Source organism: Ruegeria sp. AD91A (assembly GCF_003443535.1).
Taxonomy (GTDB): domain Bacteria; phylum Pseudomonadota; class Alphaproteobacteria; order Rhodobacterales; family Rhodobacteraceae; genus Ruegeria.
This window is the reverse complement of record NZ_CP031947.1, coordinates 648,098-669,351: the sequence shown is the minus strand read 5'-3', so window position 1 is coordinate 669,351 and position 21,254 is coordinate 648,098. Positions and strand designations below refer to the sequence as shown.

Below are 21,254 nucleotides of genomic sequence, written 5' to 3'. Positions count from 1 at the left end.
AGCTGGCGGGGTTGACCCGCCAGCCAATTTCACCCGTTGGGGGCCAATCATGCAATCTATCGTGACCTTCGCGCGTCGCGTCAGTATCATTCCGACGGTGCTGGCCTGTGTGGCGCTGTTCATCCTGATGGTGATGACCTTTTTTGACGTTATCCTGCGCTCTGTCTTCAATGCTCCGATCGAGGCGGCAACCGAACTGACGCGGATTCTGATGGCGATCCTTGTGTTCTCGGTCTTGCCGATGATCTCGGCAGGGAAGGGGCAAATCGCAGTCGACCTGACGGATGGAATTTTCTCACGCTTGCGGCTGAGCAGAGCGCGCGATGCGATCGTCTATCTGGTGTCCGGCATCATGCTGATCTGGCCGATTCAGCGCGTCTGGATTTTGGCTGAACGTGCACGGGATTACGGCGACGTTACCGAATACCTCTCAATCCCGGTCTTCTATGTTGGTTGGTTCATCGCCGCCTTCACTGCAATCACGGCCGTTGCGATGTTCATCACCGGTCTTTTGTACATTTTTGCCCCCCAAACCTTGTCGGAGCACTCCTAATGACTGCCGCACTGATCGGTTTCGCCCTTGTTCTGGTTCTTGTGTTGGTGCGCTTGCCCATTGTGTTTGCGATGGGTCTAGTGGGGACGCTTGGGTTCGCATATGAGCGCGGTGGCAGCATCCTGTCCGAGCGCGGACTGAAGGCCGCGATGTCGATGGTGGGTCGTCAGATTACGGACACGGCACAGGACTACGGCCTGTCGGTCGTGCCACTGTTCATCCTCATGGGCCTGTTCGTGAACAAGGGCGGGCTCGCGCGCGAACTATACGCGGTTTCAAACGCTTTTCTGGGTCACTTCCGCGGTGGTATCGCAATGGCGACGGTCGCCGCGTGCGGTGGCTTTTCGGCCATTTGCGGATCCTCGCTGGCAACGGCTGCGACCATGTCCAAAGTCGCGATGCCGGAAATGCGCCGCTATGGGTACGCGGATGAGCTGTCAACGGCGTCGATTGCCGCCGGTGGCACGCTGGGCATCCTGATCCCACCGTCGGTTATTCTGGTGATCTACGGCCTGCTGACCGAAACCTCGATCGGCAAACTTTTCGTTGCTGGCATCATCCCAGGCGTACTTGGTATCCTCTTTTATCTGTTCGCCGTGCGCTGGACTGTTTGGCGCAGGCCCGAGTCCGGCCCTGCAGGTGAACGCCACGGCTGGGGCGAGCGCCTTAAGGCGTTGCGCTCGGTCTGGGCCGTGTTGCTGCTGTTCTTCCTGGTGATCGGCGGTTTGTACGGAGTGTTCGATTTCTATCCTCTGAACCTGACGTTCAGCCCGACCGAGGCTGCCGGTATGGGCGCGATGGGTGCATTCCTGATTGCATTGTCGCGCGGTGGGCTGACCCTTGGTTCGACCTTTGAAGTGCTGAAGGAAACCAGTTTCACCGCCGCGGCGCTGTTCTCGGTTCTGATCGGGGCGCAGATCTTCTCGAATTTCATCAACCTGGCTGGTCTGCCCGAAGCGTTGATCGCTCTGGTCACCGCGTATGAGGTGGAACCCTTCGTCGTGATCCTGATGATCCTCGGGATCTACATTATTCTGGGATGCGTTTTTGAATCGCTGTCGATGCTGTTGCTTACGGTGCCGATCTTTTTCCCATTGGTCACGTCACTGGGATATGATCCGATCTGGTTCGGCATTGTCGTTGTCGTCGTGACCGAGATCAGTTTGATCACGCCGCCCGTGGGCCTGAACGTGTTCATTCTGAAAGGCGTGGTCGGGGACGTATCGACTGGAACAATCTTCAAAGGAGTCACCCCGTTCTGGGTGGCAGACATCTTCCGTCTGGCCCTGATTGTTCTGGTGCCCTGGCTGGTTCTGGTCCTTCCCGAACAAATGGGAGCGATGAGTCACTGATGTTCTCTCTGACAGCGCTCCCGGACGGGTTTCATACGGATCCCTATCCAACTTACGCCGCGTTGCGCGAAGACACGCCCGTCTGCTGGCAGCCCGACGGATCGGTGATCCTGTCGCGATATGATGACCTGGATCTGGTTTACCGGGATACGGTGCGTTTCATATCGGATAAAAAGGCGGTTTTCGGCCCAAAATACGGGATCGACAGCCCGCTGTACGAACACCATACCACCAGCCTTGTGTTCAATGACCCGCCCCTGCATACCCGCGTCCGCAAGGTCATGGTTGGCGCGATGAACCCACGGGCGCTGGCGCAGATGGAACCGGGCCTGGTTCAACTTGTCGATGGGTTGCTGGACGAGATGCAAGCCAAGGGCCCGGTAGAATTGATCGAGGATTTCGCCGGGGCCATCCCGATCGAGATCATCGGCAACCTGCTTGGCATTCCCCGATCAGAACGCGGGCCTTTGCGGGATTGGTCTCTGGCTATACTGGGCGCATTGGAGCCTCAGTTGACGCCCGATCAGGAAGAGTGGGGCAACCGCTCGGTTTCTGATTTCAAGGACTTTCTTCAGCACATCATTGAAGATCGCCGGGCCAACCCCGGAGATCCTGCGACGGATGTCCTGACACGGTTGATGCAGGATGACACCGATGGTGGCCTGACCGAGGTCGAGCTCTACCAGAACTGCATTTTCATTCTGAATGCAGGGCACGAGACCACCACCAACCTGATCAGCAACGCATTGGAACTGTTGGAACGGCACCGCGACAAACGGGCCGAGCTGCTGGCCAATCCGGATCTGATCAACACGGCGGTGGACGAGTTCCTGCGGCTGGAAAGCCCAAATCAATTTGGCAACCGTCTGACCACTGAAGATGTGACGTTCCATGGTCAGACCATTCCAGCAGGTACAGACGTTCACCTGTGCATCGGCGCAGCCAATCGCGATCTGCGGCAGTTTGAACAACCTGATGAAGTTGTATTGGATCGACGCCCCAACAAGCATCATGCGTTTGCCGGAGGCCCCCATACCTGCGTTGGCCTGACCTTGGCGCGTATGGAGGGACGCGTGGCCGTCGGACGGTTTCTGGCGCGATTTCCGACCTATCGCATCACTGACGGCGCTGAACGAGGCGGACGCATTCGATTTCGGGGTTTCGCGCGACTGCCAGCGCAAGTCTGAGATGTACGGTTTCGATTCCAATTCGCCAATTTATTGACCGACCGTACGGTTTATATTATGATTTCGTGAGACGGGCATATGGCCGCGCGAAGATCACACAGCAGATGAGGAGACGCTCATGACAATCCAACAGATTTCCAGCTTCGCAGCCGGTGAATGGGTTTCGCCCGGTGCGGGTGCCCGCAATATTACAAGCGCGGTCACAGGCGAGGTGATCGCCGCGGCCGGCAATAGCGCCTTGGATGTGCAGGGGATGCTGGACTATGCGCGCAATGTCGGTGGGCCGGCGCTGCGGAAGATGACGTTCCATGAACGGGCCAAGATGCTCAAAGCACTGTCCATTCATTTGGGTCAGCATAAGCAGGCAATGTATGACCTGTCTTTCAGCACAGGTGCTACACAGTCGGACCACTTGATCGACATTGACGGCGGCATCGGCACGATGTTCGTCTTCGCTTCGAAAGGCCGACGTGAGATGCCGGACGGACATGTCTACCTGGACGGTGAGGTTGAGCAACTGTCCCGCAACGGCACCTTCCTGGGGCAACACATCTGCACCCCGTTGCACGGCGTGGCGGTTCATATCAACGCGTTCAACTTTCCTGTCTGGGGGATGTTGGAAAAGCTGGCCCCGACACTCTTGGCAGGCGTTCCGGCCATCGTAAAGCCGGCAACGAACTCGTGCTACGTAACCGAACTATGCGTCCGGCTGATGCTGGACTCCGGCATTTTGCCTGCGGGCGCGTTGCAGCTGGTTTCGGGTGGTTTGGGCGATATGCTGGATCGTCTGACCATGCAGGACGTAGTCAGTTTCACCGGATCTGCAGAAACGGCGTCAAAACTGCGTTCCAACCCGGTGATTCTGGAGAATTCAGTTCGTTTCGTGGCCGAGCAGGACAGTCTGAACTGCTCGATCCTCGGCCCTGATGCCGAACCGGGCACGCCGGAATTCGACCTCTTCGTCAAAGAAGTCCAGCGCGAGATGACCACGAAGGCTGGGCAGAAATGTACCGCAATCCGTCGGATCATGGCCCCAGAGCCTCTGGTGCAGGCGGTGATCGAAGCCCTGTCCGCGAGGCTGGCCAAAACGGTCATCGGTGACCCTAGGCTGGAAACGACACGCATGGGTGCGTTGGTCTCGAACGGTCAGAAACGCGATGTCCTGGAAAAGGTGGCAATCATCGGGCAAGAAGCCGAACGCGTTTTCGGAAACCCTGATGATTTTGTGGTTGATGGGGCGGATGCCGAGAAAGGCGCGTTCCTGCCGCCGATGCTGTACCATTGTGCCAATCCGGATGCGGCCCGGCGTGTCCACGACACCGAGGCTTTTGGCCCGGTCAGCACTGTGATGGGCTATCGCGATCTCGACCATGCGATCGAACTGGCAAATCGCGGGCAAGGGTCGCTGGTGGCGTCGGTCATAACCCGTGACGCCGATGTGGCACGGCACGTTGCCATGGGGGCAGGGGCTTATCATGGGCGCCTGTACTTCAACAATCGCGACTCGATGAAGGAATCTACCGGCCACGGCTCTCCGCTGCCGCATATGGTTCACGGCGGTCCCGGACGCGCTGGTGGCGGCGAGGAGATGGGCGGTGTGCGTGGCGTGAAGCATTACATGCAAAGGACAGCCATTCAGGGATCGCCCGATCTGCTGACCGCAATCGGGAACACATGGGTTCCCGGCGCGACCGAGGTCGAAGGGCCAGCCCATCCGTTCACGCGCCGGTTCCATGAGCTGGCGATTGGCGAGACCATCCACACAGCGCCCCGTACAATCACGATGGAAGACATCGAACACTTTGCCAATTTCACCGGCGATACGTTCTACGCGCATATGGATCAGGCTGCGGCGGAACGGAACCCGTTTTTCCCGGGCCGAGTGGCCCATGGCTACCTGCTTTTGTCATTTGCAGCCGGATTGTTTGTTGAACCGAACGAGGGCCCGGTTCTGGCAAACACTGGCCTCGACGGATTGCGATTCATGAAGCCTGTCGAGGCGGGTGATACCATCAAGGTGCGGTTGACGGTCAAGGCCAAGACCAAGCGGAACGAAGAGTACGGCGAAGTCCGCTGGCATGTCACCCTGACTCAGCAGGATGATGAAATGGTCGCGGAATATGAGCTGTTGACGATGGTCGCCTACTAGGCCCGGAACCCATTGAATTTGGCAGGTCAGCGTGTTCACGGTTCGAAAAACGAGCGGCGAACATGTCTGATCTCTGGGATGCGCGCCTGAATCCAGGGTCGCAAACAGTGTTGGTTGCCTGCGAAGCACACCAAGCGGCCCAATCGCGTCAAGGCCATGTTTGACAGGCTCAAGGACTGGCGGCGTGTCGCAACCCTGTGCCACAGAGGCTCAAAGATCCACTCGCCCGCGTCGCCATCGTCATCTATTGGCTATGAACCCTGATCCCAGCGCCTGTTAAACATGCACCTCAGCCTGAGTTCGCAGATTAAGCGGACGCGTTCCGTCAGGGCGGAAAAACAGCGGTCTTCTTTACCGTTCCATAAACAAAGCTTGTGTCGATCGAGGCAATCCCACCGATCGGGTGAATTCTGTTTCGAATGAACTCCTCATATGCCTCGAGATCCGATACCAGCACCCGCAACTGGTAGTCCATCGCCCCGGTCAGCACGTGGCATTCGAGAACTTCGTCGATCATCCGAACGCGTTTCTCGAAATTCTGAACGTCCGTTTCATTGTGCCGCTCCAACCGGATCCGCACAAAAACGGTAATGCCTATGCCGTACGCGGCGGCGTCCACATCTGCGCTGTAACCCTTTATGATTCCGCGAGACTCGAGGTTCTTGACCCGGCGCAGACACGGCGATGGAGACAAGTTCACCTCGTCGGCAAGATCCTGGTTCGTCATGCGCCCGTCCTTTTGCAGCGCCCGAATGATTTGTCTGTCTTTATCGTCCATTTCAACCTCAATCTTGGCAGAAAATGCCAATATTAGTCGTATTCTTGGTATTACTTGCAAGCAAAATCCCAAAGTAAAAGCTCAAACTGGCGTCAGCTTGAAACAGGAGCTTGCAATGACTCGTTCAACCGGATTTGCCACCCGCGCCATTCACCACGCTTATAACCCTTTGGAAAATGACGGCGCGCTTACGCCACCGCTGCATTTGACGTCCACGTTTACCTTCGAAACCGCAGAGGCTGGTGGAGAGATGTTCGCCGGTGAACGCGCAGGTCATATCTACAGCCGTATTTCGAACCCCACATGTGACCTTCTAGAACAACGCATTGCCGTGCTTGAAGGTGCCGAGGCCGGACTGGCCCTTTCCAGCGGCATGGGGGCGATAACGGCAGTGCTTTGGACCCTGCTGTCGCCAGGGGACGAAGTCATCGTGGACAAAACACTCTATGGCTGCACCTTCGCTTTCATGCGCCACGGTTTGGCAAAATGGGGGGTCAAAATCACCCATGTCGACATGACAGACCCCGAGAACCTAAAAGCGGCGGTTTCCGAGAATACCCGCGTTGTCTATTTCGAAACTCCGGCCAACCCGAACATGCGTCTGGTGGACATTGCCGCCAGCGCCGAGATTGCGCATTCGGCAGGCGCAACGGTTGTCGTCGACAACACCTATGCCAGCCCCTATCTGACCCGCCCGATCGAGCACGGGGCGGATATCGTTCTGCACTCTGCCACCAAATATCTCGGCGGGCATGGCGATGTGGTCGCCGGTCTGGTTGTTGGCACCGCCGAACAGATTGCCGAAATCCGCCTGGTCGGTATGAAGGATATGACCGGTGCGGTCATGGCCCCTTTCAACGCGATGCTGATCCTGCGCGGACTGAAAACACTGAACCTGCGTCTGGATCGTCACTGTGCGTCCGCCAGGGTCGTTGCAGATTTCCTCGAAGCCCATCCCGCCGTCGCCGAGGTTTATTTCCCCGGGCTGAAAAGCTTTGCCCAGCACGACGTAGCGCAGCGGCAAATGTCCCAATCCGGCGCCATGATCGCGTTCGAGATCAAGTCCGGCCTGTCCGGTGGGATTGAATTCATGAACCGCCTCAACATGATCCAGCGCGCGGTGTCCTTGGGCGATGCCGAAACGCTGATCCAGCACCCTGCATCCATGACTCATTCGACGTATACTCCGGAAGAACGGGCCGAGCATGGGATTAGCGATGGTTTGATCCGTTTGTCCGTCGGGCTTGAAGATGTCGAAGATATCCTCGCAGACCTGGATCAAGCTTTGCCCTATCCTGCCCGCAGCGCTGCCTGAACCAGGAGACCGCCATGCACATTGATCCCACCCAGTTGAAGATCGTCGAACAGCGCTTGCTATGGTTGTCGCATTGGATGATCCACCATGCCAACCACATCCGGCCAAAGGTGGATGGGATCAAAGTTGGTGGCCATCAGGCATCGTCTGCTTCGATGGTGTCGATCATGACCGCGCTCTATTTTTCAGCGCTGCGCCCTGAAGACCGGGTGGCAGTCAAACCCCATGCCTCTCCGGTTTTTCATGCGATGCAATACCTCATGGGCAATCAAACCCGCGAGAAGATGGAAAATTTCCGTAGTTTTGGCGGTGTGCAAAGCTATCCCAGCCGGACCAAGGATATCGACGACGTTGATTTTTCCACCGGCTCGGTGGGTTTGGGTGTCGCGATCACCTCGTTTGCCTCGATCATTCAGGATTACATCAAGGCCAAAAGCTGGGGGGCAGACGCGCCAATGGGGCGAATGGTGGCCCTTGTTGGCGATGCCGAACTGGACGAAGGCAATGTGTATGAGGCTTTGCAGGAAGGCTGGAAGAACGACCTGCGCAATACGTGGTGGATCATTGACTACAACCGACAGTCACTGGACGGTATCGTCCGTGAAGGGCTGTTCGAACGGATCGAGAAAATCTTCGATGCGTTCGGTTGGGATGTCGTGCGCGTGAAATATGGGGTTCTGCAACGCGCGGCCTTTGAAGAACCGGGCGGCGAGCGCCTGCGCGACTGGATCGACGCGTGTCCCAATCAGGACTACTCGGCTTTGACCTTCATGGGTGGGGCGGTATGGCGGCAGCGCCTCATGGATGATCTGGGTGATCAGGGGGATGTGACCGCTCTGATCGAACGGCGGACGGATGCCGACCTTGCGGCGCTGATGGAAAACCTTGGCGGCAACTGCGTCGAGACCATGGCACAGACATTTGCCGCCATCGATCATTATCGCCCGACATGTTTCCTTGCCTACACCGTCAAAGGATGGGGCACACCCATCGCGGGCCACAAGGACAATCACGGAGGGCTGATGAACAACAGTCAGTTCGCCGCGTGGCAGTCGCATTTGGGCGTGCCAGAAGGCAAGGAATGGGAGCCGCTTGCGACAGTACAGAACCCAGAAAAGCTCAAGGATTTCCTCACGAATACGCCTTTCTTTGCCAAAGGTCCGCGCCGTTATTTTGATGACAAGTTGGATGTGCCACGGATCGAGGTCGACACCAGCCGTGAAATCTCGACCCAGATGGCGTTTGGCAAGATTCTTGACGATCTGTCAAAAGGCGACGGCCCGCTGGCCGAGCGCATCGTGACAACCTCCCCGGATGTCACCGGCACAACAAACTTGGGACCCTGGGTAAACAGGCGTAAGCTGTTTGCCCGATCCACGCAAGCCGACGCCTTCATTGAACACCGTATCCCATCGACTGCGAAATGGGAGTTCACGCCGAAAGGGCAGCATATCGAGCTTGGGATCGCCGAAATGAACCTGATGCTGCTTCTGGGCGCGGCGGGTCTGTCGCATTCCCTTTTTGGCAAGCGATTGATTCCGATTGGCACCGTTTACGACCCCTTTGTCAGTCGCGGCCTCGATGCGCTGAACTACGCCTGCTATCAGGATGCCCGCTTTCTTCTGGTTGGAACGCCGTCGGGCGTCACGCTGGCACCTGAAGGCGGCGCGCATCAATCCATTGGCACTCCGCTGATCGGGATGAGCCAAGACGGGCTGGCCGCATTCGAACCGGCCTTTGCTGATGAACTGGCGGTGATCATGGAATGGGCCTTCGACTATTTGCAACGCGACGGTGAAGAACAACCGGACGAGCTCACCTGGCTGCGAGACGAAACCGGTGGCTCCGTCTATCTGCGCCTGACCACCAACCCGATTGAACAACCGGGCAAACGCGTGGATGACGAGTTTCGACAGGGCGCCATTGACGGCGCATACTGGTTACGGAAACCGGGACCAAATTGCGAAGTTGCAATCGTCTATCAGGGAGCGGTCGCGCCCGAAGCAATCAAGGCCGCTGGCATGATTGGTGAAGGCCGTCGCGATATCGGCGTATTGGCCGTGACGTCTGCGGATCGGCTGAATGCAGGGTGGACGGCGGCGCAACGCGCGCGCTCGCGCGGCAACCCGGCAGCACTTTCCCACATCGAAACCCTGATGTCTGGCCTGTCGCCGCACTGCAATCTGGTCACCGTGATTGATGGGCACCCTGCAACATTGTCGTGGCTGGGCGCTGTGGGCGGGCATCAGACCATTCCGATGGGCGTCGAACACTTTGGTCAGACAGGAACGATCGGTGATCTCTATCGCCACCACTGTATTGACGCCGATGCCATCGTCGAAAAAGTGAATGGCTTGACCCGGGGTAGAGTTCTTCATTGGGCGACGGGGACTTGAGTTCGGTTCAATAAGATCAAGAACGAGCCCGCTCCGACCCTGTTTGGTCCGTAGAGGGTCGACGAGGGCCGCGTCATCGAAGTGATCGGCACGATCGTGAACGTCCGAGGCGGAATTCCGACGTTCGACGTCAGTCATCCGCCGTCAATAATGTTAAACATTGAGACGGCGTTGCGGGAAAATTGACGCTGTTTGGTTCTGTCGGGGCGCGCGGCGTCCGATCCGCCTCGGTGTTCCCAACTGGGAAGCTTTTCGGCGAAAATGTCCGTATTCCTGTCTATACAATAGGGATGGCAACCGGTATGGGGCTGTCTTTACCCTTGGATGATCCGCTGATCGCAATTCCGCACAGCTTCTATCACCTGGCCGATACAAAGAACCACCACCGTGAAACAAACCATTGCAGATGCGCTAGCGCGCAAGGGCTATGAAACATTGACCCAAGTTCAGCGCGCTGTCACCCAGCCCGAGCTGGAAGGGCGTGACATGCTGGTATCGGCCCAGACCGGATCAGGGAAAACCATTGGGTTTGGACTTGCGATTGCGCACAGGGTGCTGGGGGAGGAAGAAACGCTCGGCAAGCCCGAAGCGCCGTTGGCGCTGGTTGTTGCGCCGACCCGGGAACTGGCACTGCAGGTGAAGCGGGAACTTGGCTGGTTGTATTCCGGGGCAGGTGCGTTTCTGGCCTCCTGCGTCGGGGGTATGGACATTCGGGATGAGCGTCGCGCATTGGCCAGAGGCGCCCATATCGTTGTGGCCACTCCGGGGCGACTTCGTGACCATATCAATCGGGGTTCAATCGATTTGACCGCTATCCGCGCGGTTGTACTGGACGAAGCCGATGAAATGCTGGATCTGGGGTTCCGCGAGGATCTTGAGTTCATCCTTGATGAAACACCTGCAGATCGTCAGACGTTGTTGTTTTCTGCCACTGTGCCACGCGCAATTGCCAATCTGGCCAAGCGGTATCAGCGCGACGCAGCGCGTGTGAGCACGGTCAGCGAACAGACACAGCACGCGGATATCGAGTATCGTGCCATGATGGTGGCCCCGCGTGACGGTGAAAACGCGATTATCAATTTGCTGCGGTATTACGAGGCCCCCAATGCCATCGTTTTCTGCAACACCCGTGCGATGGTTTCGCGCCTGACAGCGCGCCTGTCAAACCGGGGCTTTTCAGTCGTGGCCCTGTCCGGTGAATTGACCCAGAGCGAACGATCCAACGCGTTGCAAGCAATGCGCGATGGGCGAGCCCGCGTCTGCGTGGCAACCGATGTTGCGGCCCGCGGCATCGATCTGCCCAACCTTGATCTGGTGGTCCATGCCGAACTGCCCAACAGCCATGAAACACTGCTGCACCGTTCTGGCCGTACAGGCCGCGCTGGGCGCAAGGGTGTCAGTACACTGATCGTAGAGCCATCATCGCGCAAAAAGGCGGAGCGTATTCTGAAATTTGCCAAGCTGACAGCAGATTGGGGATCGGCCCCGTCCGCCGAAGAGGTGAACGATCGCGATCAGGCCCGGATGTTTGCATCAGAGGACTGGCAGGCTGAAATCACGGAAAGCGAACGCCCGTCGGTTGAGAAACTGATTGAAAGTTTTACGCCCGAACAAATCGCAGCCGCCTACCTCAGGCAATACAAACTGCGCCATTCCGCCCCGGAGGAGCTGTCAGCGGTCGATCAACGCGCGCCAAAACCGCGCGCATCTTTTGGCCCCAGCGTCTGGTTTTCAGTGTCCGAGGGGCGCAATCAGAACGCATCCCCACGTCACATGCTGCCGATGATATGCAAGGCGGGCGATCTCACGAAAGATGATATCGGAGCCATCCGGATTGCCGATGATGTAACCTATGTCGAAATCCGCGAAGGCAGTGTCGACAGATTTCTGACCAGCCTTGGTCCAGATATGAAGATAGAAGGGACCAAGGACCTTGTGCGGTTGGACAAAGCACCAGACCTGTCGTCAACCGGTCGGCCCGGTCTTGATCGCAAGTTCAAAGGCAGGCCTTCGGGACAGAAAAGGGACGCTGCTCCGGCTGAGCGGAAAGCCCCTCGCCGCCAGCCCAAACCCGAGGCCCAGTCGGCAAAGACCGTGCGCGCAACAGAAACCCTCCGAGCGTCGGACGACGATACAAAAAGTAAGTTCAAGGCTTCGGGCGCAAAACCGAAAAAGCGCAAGGCCGGGAGCGTAGAGAAAAAGAGTGGTCACGCCAAGCCAGCCGGAGATGCCCCGAAAGGCCCACCGCCGCCGAAGGGCAAGCCAAGCAGCAAGAAGAACCGTGCACGCGCTGCGGCCACAAAGTCCGCCAAAGGTGGCAACGCAGTCCCCAAACGTCGCAAATCCCAGTCAGAAGGCTATTGAGTTGAGGCACGGCCAAGGTCTGGCCTCTGGGCTTTGGCTAATGGCCGTCTGCGTGGATCATACTTCCCCTCGGATGAGGTGACCAACTGCTCTGAATTCCTGTCGGGGAAGACAAATCAGCTTAACAGTTGCGTGATTTTGCAGGGCTGGAGCAAAGTAAGCTTTGCTCTTCTTGCGATCTCAATCGAATACTGTGGTACAAGTCAGTCTTTTGCGGGGTTTTCATGCGGTTTAGCGTCGGCATTGCTGTATCTATGCTGGTCGCCGTATCCATCGGTGTGTCGACATTTGTTGTTCATTCGCTGTGGTGGACGACCGCGCGTGACAACAGCCGCATGCTTGCAGCTGAGATCAACAGCCAGATTGCGAATGCCGTTCGCATCGAAGTCGGGGCAACCCTCAGATCCGCCGAAGCTGCATGGTCGGCGGTGCGCACGATCTTTGTACAGAATGTCATCGCAACACGGCAGGCCGATAAGCGAGAGTTCGTTTTTTTATCTCAGTTACAGGCGCAGCCGAATATCTCCTGGATTTTCTTTGGTTGGCCGGACGGCAATTTTTTCGCGTCGCACCGGTTGGGCGACAGCGGGCTTGAGATGATAGAGATCGACAAGGATATCCGCGACCGGAAACTGCGAACCGATCGGTATATTTTTATCCCCGGGGATATCCAGTTCGAAGAAAGGAAGTTCGCTCAGACGTCCTATGATCCTCGCGATCATGCCTGGTTCAGTAATTTTATGTCTCTGGACACGATGGGATGGATCGAAGCGCGCGATCTGCCGGGCAGTGACAAGACTGTATACGCATTCGCAGGACCGATTGATGCAAGCAGGACACGGCAGGGTGTCCTTGCGGTCGCAATCGAAACCGACCGTTTGTCACGGTTTCTGGCGACGCTCGAGCCCGGCGAATTTGGAGCCGCCTTTATTCTGGATGCCGATGGCAAAGTAATAGCTGTTCCCGACGCAAAAGCGGACGAAGTTACACCTGCGCGCATGGGAGAGGGCGAGCTATACGAGGTTGCCAAGATCTCGGGGGAAAAACTGTTGGGTGACCCGGATGGCAAAACTGCGGGCAGTTCGACGAAACGCGTGGTGATCGATGGCGTTCCTTATGCGGTAGCCCTTACGCCTTTGGGTTTTTACGGGTGGCGCGTCGCAACGGTCATTCCGGAATCGGCCTTCTTGTCGGGTATCGATGAAACCTTGATAGACTTGATCTATATCCTGATCGGGGTCGTGATCGTCTCAACCGCTCTGGCGATCTGGTTGATCCGTAGAATTGTGGCCAACCCATTGGCGCGCATCGCAGAAGACCTGAGCAAAATCGAACGCTTTGATGTCGAACACATTTCACGCAGGCCTTCCAACCTGTCCGAGCTGGCCAATCTGTCAGCAGCCACTGCCAGCATGGCCGCAGGATTATCCGCGTTCCGAAAATACGTGCCTACCGATCTTGTGAAGATGCTGGTCGCCGAGGGTATCAAGACACAGCCGGGCGGCGATATGAAGCAGATCTCCGTGTTGTTCTGTGATGTGACCGGATTCACCGGGTTGTCGGAAAAGCTCGGCCCCAAAATCATCCAGTTGATGGAGCCTTTTTTCACGGCGGCAGCCGCAGCCGTCGCGCGCCATGACGGGACGATCGATAAATTCATGGGTGATGCGGTTATGGCAATCTGGGGGGCGCCGCGTATGGATGCCCTCCATGCCGAGAATGCCTGCCGCGCGGCACTGGATCTTGTCGCGACCGTGGAAGATGCGGGCATCGAGGGCGAGGCCGGAAATTCCCTGCGTGTGAGGGTCGGGCTGAACAGCGGTGAAGCTTTGGTTGGCAACATTGGGTCAGAACAGCGGTTGAATTACACCGCTATAGGCGACGTTGTGAATGTTGCCAGCCGTTTGGAAGGGGCGAACAAGGATTATGGCACACGCATTCTGATTGGTCCCGAGACGAGGCGCGAAGCGGCGGACGCAATTGTCGTGCGAGAGCTGGACACGCTTACAGTTTTCGGACGGACCGAAGAACTGGTCGTCTATGAACTGATTGCGATGGCCGATAGTTTTGAAGGATCATTTGAGTGGATTGAGACATACGAAAAAGGTCTTGCGTATTATCGAGCAGGCCACTTCGAGCAGGCCATAGCATTGTTTGAGGTGGCCGATGAAGAACGGGGCGGGGATCCTGCGTCCGCAGCCATGAAGGGGCGCGCAGCAAAGCTTTTGGCAAGCCCTCCTTCACAAGATTGGCGCGCGGTTACTCATACAAACAAAAAGTGAGCGTTCGGACAATGAGTGTCTGCGATCACCGCCCACGGAACAGAATAGGCTAGTTGCGTATCGGAGATTAGAATGAAATCCCGGACGCAGTTAGCGGCGGCAGAAACGGTCGTCAGAGACATCCGCAGAAAGACACTGTTGACATTACATTTTGTATTTTGGATACATTAAGCAGAGGGATCGCAACGACCTATGCTGTCACTGAATGCTCTGACGACAAAGAGCCATGCGATTGTCTTGAAAAGTCCTTTTCTGGGAGAAAATCATGAAACTCAAACTTCTGGCCGCAACCACTGCGATCGCTCTGACGGGTGCCGTGGCGCAGGCTAATACTCTGGTTTATTGTTCCGAAGGATCGCCTGAAGGGTTCGATCCTGCACTATACACCGCAGGCACAACCTTTGATGCCTCTTCACATCCGATCTACAATCGGTTGCTTGAATTTGAAACGGGCACGACCAATGTGGTCCCCGGTCTGGCTGAAAGTGTCGAGGCCAGCGATGACGGTCTGGAATACACTTTCAAATTGCGTCAGGGCGTCAAGTTCCATTCGAACGAAGAATTTACTCCGACCCGCGATTTCAATGCGGATGACGTGATTTTTTCGTTCATGCGTCAGAAAGACGAAACCCATCCTTATCATCAAATATCGGGTGGAACCTGGGAGTATTTCCAGGGTATGGGGATGCCTGATCTGGTCGAGTCCATCGAAAAAATCGATGACTACACAGTGAAATTTACTCTGTCCAAACCAGAAGCGCCATTTGTCGCCAATATGGCGATGGACTTTGCTTCGATCGTGTCCGCGGAATATGCCGAGGCAATGATGGAGGCCGGAACACCGGAAAAACTGAATACAGCACCCATCGGTACCGGACCATTCTCGTTTGTGGCTTATCAAAAAGACGCGGTGATCCGTTACGCGGCCAATGGCGAGTATTGGAAAGACCCGGCGCAGGTCGAAAACCTGATCTTTGCCATCACACCGGATGCATCTGTGCGTTATCAAAAGCTGAAAGCTGGCGAATGTCACGTGATGCCCTATCCGAACCCTGCTGACATTCAGGCAATGAAGGATGATCCGGACATAAGCATGTTGGAACAAGAGGGCCTGAACGTCGGATATCTGGCCTACAACACCACGATGGCGCCGTTCGACAATCCGAAGGTGCGTAAAGCGCTGAACATGGCGATCGACAAGCAGGCGATCATCGATGTGGTCTTCCAGGGCTCGGGCCAGGTGGCCAAGAACCCGATCCCGCCTACCATGTGGGGCTACAATGACGCCATCGTGGACGATCCCTATGATCCCGAAGCCGCCAAAGCGATGCTGGAGGCCGAAGGTATTTCGGACCTGTCGATGAAAATCTGGGCAATGCCTGTCCAGCGCCCCTACAACCCGAATGCCCGTCGTATGGCCGAGCTTATCCAGGCGGATTTCGCCAAGGTCGGTGTGGGTGTTGAAGTCGTCTCGTACGAATGGGGTGAATACCTGTCTCGCTCGAAAGAACTGAACCGGGACGGTGCCGTTCTGCTGGGCTGGACCGGGGACAATGGCGACCCGGATAACTTCCTGGCGGTTTTGCTGGGCTGTGACGGGGTCGAAGCATCCAACCGGGCGCAGTGGTGTCACCAGCCCTTCGAAGACCTGATCCTGAAGGCCAAGCAAAGCACGGATCAGGCCGAGCGGACCAAACTGTATGAAGAAGCGCAGGTTGTGTTCAAAGAGCAGGCTCCGTGGGCAACCATCGCGCATTCAGTTGTTTACATGCCGATGAGCAACAAGGTGCAAGGCTATAAAGTGCACCCGCTTGGCGGCCACATCTTCTATGGTGTGAGCGTCGAATAAATCACCACTCACCAACCGGAGCCGCCTGATTGGTGGCTCCGGCTTTCTTATTGAGGAGGTCGGGCTGAATGCCGGATTTGTCCGAATACCGCCAATTGGCAATGGATATGTCAGTGGACGCAGTGGCCCTGGTGCCCGGTCCGAATTTCACCCGTGCATTGGGCAAATCCTTCATGAGCCACGAGCGCCCTTTTGTCGTGGTGATTCCGGCCGTGGGTGATCCGGCGGCGATCGTGCCCAATCTGGAACTCGCCTCATGGGATCTGGTCGGATTTGAGGGTGCCGCGTTCGACTGGCGCGATCAAACCGGCTATGACGCTGCCTTTTCCGCGCTGGCAGCGCATAGTCCGATCAGATCGTTGGCTGTCGAAGGTCAGGTGATGCGGGTTTTCGTGTCAGACGCGTTTACCCGCGCAATTCCGGATCTGCGAATTGTGGACGCCGAACGCGAAATCTCAGGCCTTCGCATCATCAAAACCGAAGAAGATATCGCCGCGCTGCAAGCGGCCATCGATATTTCGGAACGCGCGTTGGAGCGTGTGGTTGCGGGTGTTCGTGCAGGTCAGACCGAAAAACAGATCGAGCAGTCGCTGATACAGGCGCTTTTTGCGGAAGGCGCCGAGTCGCTGGCCTTTTCCCCCATCGTGGCTGCGGGGGACAACTCGGCACGACCGCACGGAAAGGCGCGCGCCGACTACCGGATCAAGGCAGGCGACGCCTTGCTGTTCGACTTTGGCGCTCGAAATCATGGTTTTGCGGCCGACATCACGCGAACTTTTTTCGTTCAGGTCGTCCCGGACGAAGGCCGGGACGTCTACGACACGGTTTTGCGCGCCAACAAAGCCGGGTTCGAAGCCTGCCGCCCCGGCGTGACAGCGCATGACATCGACGACGCCGTCACAGGCGTGCTTGAGGCCTCGCCCTTTGCCGATCGTATCCGGACCAAGACAGGTCACGGTCTGGGCCGGGATGTGCATGAGGCGCCGTATATCATGCGCGGCAACAGTCAGATAATCCTGCCGGGCATGGTCTGGACCAACGAACCCGGTCTGTACGAATTGGACAAGTTCGGCGTTCGCATAGAAGATGATGTTCTTGTCACCGGGGATGGTTGTCGGTCACTGACCCGCTTTCCCAAAGAACTTACAATCATAGGTCGCTGATGCTTGGCTATTTCCTTACCCGTCTTGGCCTGTTTGTTCCGACATTTCTGGGCGTGACGCTGATTTCGTTCATGTTCATCCGGGTGCTGCCCGGCGATCCGATCATCGTGATGGCCGGTGAACGCGGCATGACGGAAGAACGTTATCAGGAAATGGTCGAAAAGCTGGGTTTCGACAAGCCGGTGTTGCAGCAGTATTGGGAATACCTCACCGGAGTCCTTCAAGGTGATCTGGGCGAAAGCTTTGTCACCAGGAAACCCGTATGGGATGAGTTCTTTTCGCTGTTCCCCGCAACGCTGGAGTTGTCCCTGTGCGCCATGATCTTCGCCGTTGCGCTGGGTCTGCCGGCAGGTGTGATCGCGGCGGTGAACCGAGGGAAGTTCTTTGACAGGGCGCTGATGTCCTCGGCGCTGGTCGGATACTCGATGCCCATCTTCTGGTGGGCGCTGCTGTTGATCATTGTATTCTCGGGCAATCTGGGCTGGACACCGGTCTCGGGTCGGATCGACCTGTTGTATTACTTTCCCAGCGTCACCGGCTTTATGCTGATCGACAGCCTGTTGTCGGGTCAAGAAGGGGCATTCGGATCAGCCGTGCGCCACCTGATTTTGCCGACGATTGTGCTGGGGACTATTCCGCTGGCGGTTATCGCACGCCAGACCAGGTCGGCGATGTTGGAAGTTCTGGGCGAAGACTACATCCGCACCGCGCGCGCCAAGGGTTTGTCGCCAACGCGGATCAACGGGTTGCACGCGCTGCGTAACGCGCTGATTCCGGTTGTCACGGTGATTGGCCTGTCGGTGGGCACGTTGCTGGCAGGAGCCATCCTGACCGAAACCATCTTCAGCTGGCCGGGCATAGGAAAGTGGATGGTCGACAGCATTTTCCGCCGAGACTACCCGGTTGTTCAGGGCGGATTGCTGATGATCGCGGTGATCGTGATGCTGGTGAACCTGCTGGTCGATGTCCTTTACGGCATCATTAACCCCAAAATTCGGAGGCGGTAATGGCCGAACTATCCGCAACCCCGCCCAGAACGGAAGACCGCCCCAGCGCCCTGCGCGAGTTTTGGTATTACTTCAGCGAAAACCGCGGTGCCGTCATTGGGCTGTGGGTTTTTGCCGCTTTTGTATTCTGCGCCGCTTTTGCACCCCTTCTGGCCCCATATGACCCAACCGAACAGTTCCGCGACCACATCCTGCAGCCGCCTGCATGGCAGCAGGGCGGAAGCTGGGCTTTCCCGTTGGGTACGGATCCGCTGGGTCGCGATATGCTGTCGCGCCTGATCATGGGCTCACGCTATTCCTTCTTTGTCGGGATCGTTGTCGTCTGTGTGGCCGTGTCAGGCGGAGTGATGGTGGGCCTGCTGTCGGGCTTTGCCCCCAAATGGATCGATACGCTGATCATGCGGGTGATGGATATCGTTCTGGCCTTTCCGTCGCTGCTGTTGGCACTGGTGCTGGTGGCCATCCTTGGCCCGTCGCTGACCAACGCGATGATTGCCATCGCCATTGTTTTCCAACCCCACTACGTGCGCCTGACCCGCGCGTCGGTTCTGGCGGAACGTCAGAAGGATTATGTCACTTCGGCGCGTGTGGCCGGTGCTGGCAGATCACGGCTGATGTTCATCACCGTGCTGCCCAATTGTCTGGCACCCATCATCGTACAGGCGGCGTTGTCCTTCTCGACAGCGATTCTGGACGCAGCCGCCCTGGGCTTTCTGGGCATGGGCGCACAGCCGCCCACGCCGGAATGGGGCACCATGCTGGCCGAAGCGCGCGAATTCATTCTACGCGCCTGGTGGGTGGTTACCTTCCCCGGTCTGGCAATCCTTGTCACCGTACTTGCCATCAATCTGATGGGCGACGGCCTGCGCGATGCACTGGACCCTAAACTGAAACGGAGCTGATCGCATGAGCCTTTTGCAGATCCGCAACCTGACTGTTGAATTCGCCACAGCCTCGGGCAAGTTCCGCGCCGTGGATGGTGTAGATCTGTCGGTGGACAAGGGTGAGTTGCTGGCCATCGTGGGTGAAAGCGGCTCGGGTAAATCGGTGTCGATGTTGGCACTGATGGGGTTGTTGCCCTGGACCGCGACGATCACCGCTGACGAGATGTGCTTTGAAGGGCTCGATCTGGCCGGTCTTTCGGCCCGTGAGCGCCGCAAGATCATCGGCAAGGACATGGCGATGATCTTTCAGGAGCCGATGTCATCGCTGAACCCCTGTTTCACGGTGGGATTCCAGATCAAAGAGGCTTTGCGCATCCATCTGGGTTTGAACCGCAAGGACCGCCACCAGCGCGCGATTGAGCTGTTCGAACAGGTCGGCATTCCCGCGCCTGAAAGTCGCCTGAACACCTTTCCACATCAGATGTCGGGCGGCATGAACCAGCGCGTCATGATCGCGATGGCAATTGCCTGCAAGCCCAAGCTTCTGATTGCAGATGAACCGACCACGGCACTGGACGTAACCATTCAGGCGCAGATTCTCGACCTGCTGGTTCGTTTGCGTGACGACAACGACATGGGCCTTGTACTGATCACCCATGACATGGGGGTGGTGGCCGAAACCGCCGAACGGGTTCAGGTGCAATATGCTGGACAAAAAGTCGAAGAGCAGCCCGTTCGTGATTTGTTCCGCGCGCCGCGTCATCCCTACACATCGGCCCTGCTGAGCGCTTTGCCCGAGCGCGCGACCTCAAAGGTCCTTCCGACGATTCCCGGCGTTGTGCCGGGGCAGTTCGATCGCCCCAAAGGGTGCCTGTTCAGCCCGCGATGCCGGTTTGCCGATGCAACTTGCGCGGAAAAGCCACCGACCCCTCATGCCGAGGCCTTTGGCAAAGCACGCTGCCACCACGTTGAAAGAATTGCTGCCGGAGAATTGGCATGACCGACCCAATCGTTCAGGCAAAAGATCTGACCCGGTTTTACACGGTGAAGGGCGGGTTGCTGTCCAAGTCAGCGACGGTAAGGGCCCTTTCGGGGGTGGATTTCGAACTGAAACCGGGAAAGACACTGGCCATCGTCGGAGAGTCCGGCTGTGGCAAGTCAACGTTGGCGCGATTGATAACGATGATTGAAGAACCGACGTCGGGCAGGCTGACGATTGACGGTGTCGACATTACCCCGTCGCAATGGAGCAAGATGCGAGAGACGGTGCAAATCGTGTTCCAGGATCCTTATGGATCACTGAATCCACGTCAACGCATCGGTCAGATCTTGCAGGAGCCGCTGATCATCAACCGTCCGGACATGTCCGCCGCAGACCGCGAGGCACAAGCGCGCGACATGATCCAGATGGTCGGCTTGCGCCCCGAGCATTATGACCGCTATCCGCATATGTTTTCTGGCGGGCAGCGTCAGCGGATCGCCATTGCACGTGCGCTTATGCTGAATCCCAGGGTCCTGGTCCTGGATGAGCCGGTTTCAGCACTGGACGTCTCAATCCAGTCGCAGATCCTGAACCTGCTTGTGGATTTACAGGAACGGCTTGACCTCGCCTATCTGTTCATTTCCCATGATCTTTCGGTGGTCCGGCATTTTGCCGACGACGTGATCGTCATGTATCTGGGGCGCGCTGTTGAAAAAGCGCCCAAAGAGCAACTGTTCGCCGCGCCTCGTCACCCCTATTCAAAGGCGTTGTTGTCCACGACTCCCCGGGCCGATCCTACGGCCCGAAAAGAACGGATCAAGCTTGAGGGCGAACTGCCTTCGCCGATGAATATTCCAAATGGTTGCGCCTTCGCGCAAAGATGTTGGTTGGCAACTGATCAGTGCAGGGCAACATTGCCCGAACTGGACGGAGAAACGCATCAGGTTGCGTGTCTGTACCCGCTATAGTGCAACAGGATTGCTTTGTTCGTGC

The 21,254-nt window shown here is 57.2% G+C and carries 15 protein-coding genes; 14 read left to right on the top strand and 1 reads right to left on the bottom strand.

The genetic code is table 11. The features are described 5' to 3' along the window. The first annotated feature begins 49 nt into the window (after nt 1-49). The 4 genes from D1823_RS21395 (at nt 50) to paaZ (ending at nt 5,241) form a co-directional block, all read left to right on the top strand. Complete coding sequence (locus D1823_RS21395) at nt 50-553, top strand: TRAP transporter small permease (protein ID WP_117873876.1); 504 nt, start codon at nt 50-52, stop codon at nt 551-553. Next, entirely contained in the window at nt 553-1,905 is a 1,353-nt protein-coding gene (locus tag D1823_RS21390) for a TRAP transporter large permease (protein ID WP_117873874.1), read from the top strand. The genes D1823_RS21395 and D1823_RS21390 overlap by 1 nt, the downstream gene beginning before the upstream one ends. After that, nucleotides 1,905-3,092: a cytochrome P450 gene (locus D1823_RS21385; RefSeq protein WP_117873872.1), complete on the top strand. Its 1,188-nt coding sequence runs from the start codon at nt 1,905-1,907 to the stop codon at nt 3,090-3,092. The genes D1823_RS21390 and D1823_RS21385 overlap by 1 nt, the downstream gene beginning before the upstream one ends. A gap of 118 nt (nt 3,093-3,210) precedes the next feature. Beyond that, a complete protein-coding gene (gene paaZ / locus D1823_RS21380; protein ID WP_117873870.1) occupies nt 3,211-5,241 on the top strand; it encodes a phenylacetic acid degradation bifunctional protein PaaZ in 2,031 nt (676 codons plus the stop codon). A gap of 325 nt (nt 5,242-5,566) precedes the next feature. On the opposite strand, the gene D1823_RS21375 is transcribed toward paaZ, so the two are convergent. Next, nucleotides 5,567-6,019 (bottom strand): Lrp/AsnC family transcriptional regulator, encoded by a 453-nt coding sequence (locus D1823_RS21375; RefSeq protein ID WP_117873868.1) that lies wholly within the window; start codon nt 6,017-6,019, stop codon nt 5,567-5,569. Between the two features lie 115 nt (nt 6,020-6,134). On the opposite strand from D1823_RS21375, the gene D1823_RS21370 reads away from it, so the two are divergent. The 10 genes from D1823_RS21370 (at nt 6,135) to D1823_RS21325 (ending at nt 21,229) form a co-directional block, all read left to right on the top strand. Then, nucleotides 6,135-7,334 (top strand): methionine gamma-lyase, encoded by a 1,200-nt coding sequence (locus D1823_RS21370; protein WP_117873866.1) that lies wholly within the window; start codon nt 6,135-6,137, stop codon nt 7,332-7,334. A gap of 14 nt (nt 7,335-7,348) precedes the next feature. Next, entirely contained in the window at nt 7,349-9,730 is a 2,382-nt protein-coding gene (locus tag D1823_RS21365; protein WP_117873864.1) for a 1-deoxy-D-xylulose-5-phosphate synthase N-terminal domain-containing protein, read from the top strand. Between the two features lie 387 nt (nt 9,731-10,117). Continuing rightward, nucleotides 10,118-12,094 carry a DEAD/DEAH box helicase gene (locus D1823_RS21360; RefSeq protein ID WP_117873861.1) on the top strand — a complete coding sequence of 659 codons (1,977 nt, stop codon included), beginning with the start codon at nt 10,118-10,120 and terminating at the stop codon, nt 12,092-12,094. Between the two features lie 224 nt (nt 12,095-12,318). Continuing rightward, complete coding sequence (locus D1823_RS21355; RefSeq protein ID WP_254683862.1) at nt 12,319-14,376, top strand: adenylate/guanylate cyclase domain-containing protein; 2,058 nt, start codon at nt 12,319-12,321, stop codon at nt 14,374-14,376. Between the two features lie 265 nt (nt 14,377-14,641). Continuing rightward, nucleotides 14,642-16,225, top strand: coding sequence for an ABC transporter substrate-binding protein (locus D1823_RS21350; protein WP_117873857.1), 1,584 nt, complete (start codon nt 14,642-14,644; stop codon nt 16,223-16,225). A 68-nt stretch (nt 16,226-16,293) separates the two neighbouring features. Beyond that, nucleotides 16,294-17,388, top strand: coding sequence for a Xaa-Pro peptidase family protein (locus D1823_RS21345; RefSeq protein ID WP_117873855.1), 1,095 nt, complete (start codon nt 16,294-16,296; stop codon nt 17,386-17,388). Beyond that, nucleotides 17,388-18,395, top strand: coding sequence for an ABC transporter permease subunit (locus tag D1823_RS21340; RefSeq protein WP_117873853.1), 1,008 nt, complete (start codon nt 17,388-17,390; stop codon nt 18,393-18,395). The genes D1823_RS21345 and D1823_RS21340 overlap by 1 nt, the downstream gene beginning before the upstream one ends. After that, the gene (locus D1823_RS21335; RefSeq protein WP_117873851.1) at nt 18,395-19,297 is read left to right on the top strand and encodes an ABC transporter permease subunit; all 903 of its coding nucleotides are present in this window, start codon (nt 18,395-18,397) and stop codon (nt 19,295-19,297) included. Before D1823_RS21340 ends, D1823_RS21335 begins: the two co-directional genes overlap by 1 nt. A 4-nt stretch (nt 19,298-19,301) precedes the next feature. Continuing rightward, complete coding sequence (locus D1823_RS21330) at nt 19,302-20,279, top strand: ABC transporter ATP-binding protein (RefSeq protein ID WP_117873849.1); 978 nt, start codon at nt 19,302-19,304, stop codon at nt 20,277-20,279. After that, nucleotides 20,276-21,229 carry an ABC transporter ATP-binding protein gene (locus D1823_RS21325; protein WP_117873847.1) on the top strand — a complete coding sequence of 318 codons (954 nt, stop codon included), beginning with the start codon at nt 20,276-20,278 and terminating at the stop codon, nt 21,227-21,229. Before D1823_RS21330 ends, D1823_RS21325 begins: the two co-directional genes overlap by 4 nt. Nucleotides 21,230-21,254: the final 25 nt, after the last annotated feature.